Annotated in this window: 3 protein-coding genes; 1 reads left to right on the top strand and 2 read right to left on the bottom strand. The window is 75.8% G+C overall.

Annotated features, from left to right (window positions below; all coding sequences use genetic code 11):
* The first annotated feature begins 343 nt into the window (after window positions 1–343).
* A complete protein-coding gene (locus tag AA75_RS40295) occupies window positions 344–1,276 on the top strand; it encodes a hypothetical protein (protein WP_033825455.1) in 933 nt (310 codons plus the stop codon).
* A gap of 76 nt (window positions 1,277–1,352) precedes the next feature.
* Here the strand turns inward: AA75_RS40295 and AA75_RS40300 are convergent, their stop codons facing one another.
* Both AA75_RS40300 and AA75_RS53080 read right to left on the bottom strand, forming a co-directional pair.
* Window positions 1,353–2,198: a GNAT family N-acetyltransferase gene (locus AA75_RS40300; RefSeq protein WP_033825456.1), complete on the bottom strand. Its 846-nt coding sequence runs from the start codon at window positions 2,196–2,198 to the stop codon at window positions 1,353–1,355.
* 45 nt (window positions 2,199–2,243) lie between these two features.
* On the bottom strand, window positions 2,244–3,548 hold a 1,305-nt coding region (locus tag AA75_RS53080), incomplete at its 5' end, for a thioredoxin domain-containing protein (RefSeq protein ID WP_033825457.1).

Consider the following 3,548-nt stretch of genomic DNA (forward strand, 5'->3'; position numbering starts at 1 on the left):
GCTCGGCGCCAGGATGCCGAGCGCCAGCGCGGCGACCACGCGACGCAGGCGCGGCCGGGGTGTCCGGGGCGGCCGGGATGTCCGGGGTTTTGGCATGGGGGAATCTCCTCCTTGCGGCTACGCAGGAGTGGGGATGTGTGGGGGTGGCGGCGTCCGGACGCGCTGCGAGGAGCATCGGGCCGTCGACCGACCAGGGTCAACGGCCGCGGAACGCAAGAGGGCCCCGGTGTGAACGGACCCCGCCGGGTGTGAACGCGACCGCCCCGGCCTGCGGCGATCCCCCGGCCTGATGACAACTCCGGTGCCAGGTGTGAATATTCACCCCAGGAACGGAGGCAGCCGCATGCAGCACACCGTCCGGCCCGAACTCGCCGCCGCCCTGCGCACCGGCCCGTTCCACGTCGCGCTGCGCACCGCCATCGCCACCCGCGGCCTCGCCCTGCACCGGGTGCAGCAGCACCTCGCCCGCCGCGGCGTCCAGGTCGGCGTCACCACCCTCAGCTACTGGCAGCAGGGCCGCCGTCGGCCCGAGCGGGCCGAATCACTGCGCGCGGTCCAGCAGTTGGAGGAGGTCCTCGACCTTCCCGCGCACTCGCTCACCCGGCTGCTCGGCCCCCGCCGGAGCGCCGGGACCGCGCCCGCCGGCCCCGCCACCCGGCCGTACCGCGACCTGATCCGCCCCGCCGAGGCCGTCGACGGCCTGCTCGCCACCATCGCCGGTCCCCCCGGCACCGGCCTGCACACCGTCACCCACATCGAACGGATCACCATCGGTGCCGACCGCCGCCAGCTCCGCCGCAGCTCCCAGCACGTCCTGCGGGCCCATCACGACGGCATCGACCGCTACCTGGCGATCTACCAGGGCGACCCCGGCTGTGACATCACCCGCGTCACCCTGCGCGCGGACGAGAACTGCCGGCCGGGCCGGGTCCGCCGCGACCCGGCCGCCGGCCTGCTGGTCGCCGAACTCCTCCTCGACCGCCGCCTGCGCACCGGCGACACCCATCTGCTCGGCTACGGCTTCGAGGACGTGCCCGGGCCCGAGCCCAGCAGCGAGTACGTCCGCGGCTTCAACGCCGGCGCCGGGCAGTACGTCCTCCAGGTCGCCTTCCACCCCGCGGCCCTACCCGTCCGCTGCCACCGCTTCACCAGCCGCGCCCCGGGCGGACGCCCCTACGAGACCGAGGACCTCACCCTCGACGGCCACCACTGCGTCCACCTCGTCGCCACCGCCCTCCCCCCGTGCATCCTCGGCATCCGCTGGGACTGGGACTGAGCCCCACGGTCCCGTGCCGCGGGCGGACACGGGCCCCGCACGAGCCCGCACCACACACGGGCGTGCCCGGTCGCCCTCAGGTGAACTTCAGGACGACGCAGTCCTCGACCGCCCGGAAGCCGAGCCGCTGGTACAGGGAGTTGCTGGTCGGGTTGGCCAGGTCGGTGTACAGCAGCACCTCCACCGCGCCCGCGGCCACCGCGCGGGCGCACCCCGCCGCCACCACCCCACCCGCGTACCCGCGTCCCCGCAGCTCGGGCGGCGTGTACACCGGCCCGATCCGCGACATCCCGGCGAGCACCGGGCTGACCCCGGCCATCGAGACCGGCCGGCCGCCGTCCTCCCGGACGTGCAGGGTCCCGTCGGCGATCCGGCCGGCGATCACCCCCGGGATGTCGGGCACCGGCGGGACCCCGACCTCCGTGAAGAACGCCTCGCTCCACCGGGTGAGCAGTCCGTGCTCGGCGGGCCGGGCCGGCCTGACCGGTCCGGCCGGCGTCGGCGGCGTCAACTCCCCCAGCCGGTAGAGCCGTTCCTCGACCTCGACCTCGGTCGCCGCCCCGGTCAGCCGCTGCCAGACCTCGGTGAACGCGGCCACCGCCGCCTTCGCCCCGCCCACCCCGGAGGGCCGTTCACCCTGCCCATGCAGGACCGTCGCCAGTTCCCCGGCGGCCGTCACCGGCATCCGGCCGAGGCGCAGCGGGAAGGGCGGCGTCCACAGGAAGGCCGCACCGACGCTCTCCGCGCCCTCGGCCCGCCACCACCCGAAGCGGGGCGGCTGCGGGCCGAAGACGTGCAGGCCGTCCCGTCCGAGGCGGTGGGCCAGCGTGAGCAGCACGGTGTTCTCGGCCCGGTGCGCAGCGAGGAACTGGCCCGCCCCGGTGTGGAATTCGGTCGGCGAGGAACTCACGGTCCAGGTCATCCCGCCATCCTGGCCGAGGCCCGGATCGTACGCACCCGGATTGCCTCAGTCCGCCGGGCGCGCCCCGATCCGCTCCGCCAGGCCGGCGGCGTCGGCCGTGGGCGCGTCGCAGGTGAAGTGGCGGCACACGTACGCGGCAGGCCGTCCGCCGAGCAGCGGGCGGTCGGCCAGCAGCGGGACCTCGGTGCTGCCCGGCGCGCCGACGGCGACCACCGCGCCGGGGGCGGTGCCGAGCAGGGCGGTGCGGTGCAGCGCGGCGGTCGCGGGGTCCCCGGCCGGGCCGACCACGGCGACCTCGCGCGGTCCGTCGAGCAGCGCCTCGGCGACGGCGAGGCCCCACCCGATGAACCGCGGTGCCTTGGCCGCGAGCGCGCCCACGATGCCGAGCGCCCGTTCGGCGGCGGTGCGGTGGCGTGCGGAGCCGGTGTACGCGGCGTAGCTCAGCAGGGCACCGGCGGCGGCCGTCCAGCCCGAGGGGGTGGCGTTGTCGGTCGGGTCCTGGGGGCGGCGGATCAGCTGTTCGGCGTCGTCCGCGGTGTCGTAGAGCGCGCCCGAGGCCGGGTCGACGAAGTGCGCGAGGACGGTGTCGAGCAGGCCGCCGGCCAGGTCGAGCCACGAACTCTCACCGGTGACGGCGTACAGCGCGAGGAAACCCTCGGCGGTGTCGGCGTAGTCCTCCAGCACGCCCGCGTTGGCGCCGGGGCGCCCGTCGCGGGAGGTGCGCAGCAGGCGGCCGTCGGGGGTGAGGTGGACGGCGAGCAGCAGGTCGGCGGCGCGTTCGGCGGCCTCGACCAGGTCGGGGCGGGCCAGCAGGGCGCCGGTCTCGGCGAGGGCGGCGATGGCCAGGCCGTTCCAGGCGGCGACCACCTTGTCGTCCCGGGCGGGGGCGGGCCGCTCGGCGCGGGCGGCCAGCAGCCGGGTGCGGATCCGCTCGTACGCCTCGGGGTCCTCGGGGTCGCGGAGCAGTTGGAGCACCGAGCTGCCGTGTTCGAAGGTGCCGGTGACCTCGAAGAGTCCGACGGCGAGTGCGGCGTCCTCGGCGCCGAGGGCGGCGGTGAGCTGCTCGGGGGTCCAGGCGTAGTAGGCGCCCTCGGCGGACTTCCCGGTGGCCGGATCGAGTGAGTCGGCGTCCAGTGCGGAGGCGAAGGCGCCTTCGGGGGTGCGCAGTTCGCGCAGCAGGAAGTCGGCGGTGGCGAGTGCGGTGCGGCGGGCCTGCTCGTCTCCGGTGGTGCGCCACAGGTGCAGGTAGGTGCGCAGCAGCAGGGCGTTGTCGTACAGCATCTTCTCGAAGTGGGGCACGACCCACCCGGCGTCGACCGAGTAGCGGGCGAAGCCGCCGCCGGGCTGGTC

The sequence above is a fragment of the Kitasatospora sp. MBT63 genome (assembly GCF_000710465.2).
GTDB lineage: Bacteria > Actinomycetota > Actinomycetes > Streptomycetales > Streptomycetaceae > Kitasatospora.